Annotated in this window: 3 protein-coding genes; all 3 read right to left on the bottom strand. The window is 73.2% G+C overall.

What is annotated here, in order from left to right:
* Positions 1-949, bottom strand: a 949-nt coding sequence (locus VFL99_RS05705) for a guanine deaminase (protein WP_325105368.1), incomplete at its 3' end; no start/stop codon positions are given.
* Complete coding sequence (xdhC, locus tag VFL99_RS05700; protein ID WP_325105367.1) at positions 946-1,776, bottom strand: xanthine dehydrogenase accessory protein XdhC; 831 nt, start codon at positions 1,774-1,776, stop codon at positions 946-948. The genes xdhC and VFL99_RS05705, both read right to left, overlap by 4 nt.
* Position 1,777: 1 nt before the next feature.
* A partial coding sequence (locus tag VFL99_RS05695; RefSeq protein WP_325105366.1) for a molybdopterin cofactor-binding domain-containing protein occupies positions 1,778-2,501 on the bottom strand: 724 nt, incomplete at its 5' end.

The raw sequence follows: 2,501 nt of genomic DNA, 5'->3' as shown, positions 1-2,501 counted from the left end.
CGACCCGCACCCCGTGCTCGAGGTGGCGCTTGAGCGGGAACAGCCCGCTGCCCAGTGCCGCGTTGCTGCTCGGGCAGTGCGCCACGGTGGCGTCCTGGGACGCGAGCAGCGCCAGCTCGCGGTCGGTGGGGTGCACGTTGTGCGCGAGCACGCACCGCCGTCCCACCAGGCCGTGCTTGTCATAGGTGTCCACGTAGTCGTGTGCATCGCCGAAGAGCCGTGCCACGGACTCGATCTCGGCGAGGTTCTCGTTGGCGTGCGAGGTGAACCACGCCCCCTGAACGTCCTTCAGCACCGACGCGCAGGCGTCCAGCATCGCGTCACTGGCGGAGAACGAGAACCGGGGCGTCACGGCATACCTGGCGTGACCGGCACCGTGCCAGCGGGAGGCGAGCCGGCAGGACTCCTCGTAGGCAGCATCGGGGGTGGTCAACAACGCCTCCGGCTCGAGCAGCCGGTCACTGACCACCAGGCCGGTGGTGATGCGCAGGCCGACGCGCGCGGCCTCGGTGAACACCTCGTGGACCGCCGACGCGAAGTGCGACCCGAAGACCAGCGCCGTCGTGGTGCCCACGTCGAGCAGGCCACGCACGAAGTCGGCGGCGACCGACCGGGCATACCCGCTGTCGGCCAGCCGTGCCTCCTCCGGGAGGGCGCAGTGCTGGAGCCAGTCCAGCAGCGGCATGCCGAGCTCACCGATCACCCGCACCTGCGGGTAGTGGACGTGCGTGTCCACCAACCCCGGCAGGAGTATGCCGTCCCGCAGGTCGACGACCTCGACGTCCGGGTGGCGGCCCCGCACCTCGGCGAACGGGCCGCGCTCGTGGATCGTCCCGTCGTGCACCACGATCCCGGCATCCTCGTCGGCGCGCAGCCGGCCGCCGGCGAACGGGTCGTCGGGGGTGTCCATGACCCGCACGCGGTAGAGGGTGCGGAAGGTCGGGCTCATCGGGGCACTTCCACGGCGGCGCGCTCCGACTCGAAGACCCGCACGAGGTCGGCGGCGACGCTGACGGCGATGGTGGCCGGTTCCTTGCCGCTGAGGCCGGGCAGGCCGATGGGCGTGGTGATCCGGGCCAGGTCGGCCTCGGGGTGCCCCTCGCCCAGCAGGCGCCGGCGGAACCGGCTCCACTTCGCCGACGAGCCGATCAGCCCGATCGATCCGAGGTGGCGACAGCGCAGCGCGGCATCGCACAGCGCGATGTCCTCGGCGTGGTCGTGCGTCATCACGAGCACGTGGGTGCCGGGGGGCACCTCGCCCAGCACGATCTCTGGGACGCGGGAGTGGTGCACGTGGACGTGGGCGGTCGCGTCGTCGAGCACGGCGAGGCGCTCGTCGGTGAGCTGGTCGGCCCGGCTGTCGACGAGGTGCAGCTCGATGTCGTGGCGGGCGAGGATCCGGGCGAGCTCGAGCCCGACGTGGCCCAGCCCGAAGATGGCGACGGCAGGCACGACGGCGAGCGGTTCGAGCAGGAGCGTGACCTCGCCGCCGCAGCACTGCAACCCGTGCAGTCGTTCTGGTGCCGGTGCCTTGTCGGACAGGCCGAGCTCGAGCAGCCGCGGCTCGCGGGTGCCGTCGGCCAGCATCCGGCGCGCGCGCTCCACGGCAGTGGCCTCGAGGTTGCCACCGCCGACGGTGTCCCAGGTGCGGTCCGGGGTGACGACCATCTTGGCGCCCGCCTCACGAGGGGCGTGCCCGCGCACCGTGACCAGCGTGACCAGCACACCCGGGGCGCGGTCGCGCCTCAGCCGCTCGACGGCCTGCAGCCACTGCACGTCATCGCTCCGCGCTCAGCGCTGGCTCCCGCGCGACGCGGGTCCCGGGCCGCTGCCCGTCGCCGTCCGCCGTACCGTGCCCGTCCACCGACAGCGCGCCGGCCACCGCCTGCTCGCGCGGGGGCGTGCCCCCGCGCTCGTGCCGCAGCTGCGGCTCGGCTCCGCGGCGGGCCGCGTCGAGCGCCCAGTAGACGGCCTCCGGGGTGGCGGGCGAGGCGAGCTCGACCGTGCGCCCGGCGGCCCCGAAGGCGCCAGCGGCCTTGCGCAGCGCCTCGCGCACACAGAACGCCAGCATCAGCGGCGGTTCGCCGACCGCCTTGGAGCCGTAGACCGCGCCCTCCTCGGTGGCGTCGGCGAAGAGCGTGACGTGGAACTCCTCCGGCATCTCCGAGAAGCTCGGCAGCTTGTAGGTGCTCGCCGCCTGGGTCAGCAGCCGGCCGCGGCCGGGCCCGTCGCTGGTGTCCCAGCGCAGGTCCTCGAGCGTGAGCCACCCGGCACCCTGCACGAACCCGCCCTCGATCTGCCCGAGGTCGACGAGCGGGGAGAGGGTGTCGCCGACGTCGTGGACGATGTCGACCCGGCGAGTCCGGTAGGCGCCGGTGAACCCGTCGACCTCGACCTCGGCAACGGCCGCGCCGTAGGCGAAGTACTTGAACGGCTCACCCTGGAAGGTCGTGGCGTCCCAGTGCAGTCCCTCGGTGCGGTAGTAGCCGGCTGCCGAGAGC

This window comes from Segeticoccus sp. (assembly GCF_035708005.1).
This window is presented reverse-complemented; position numbering and strand designations above follow the sequence as displayed.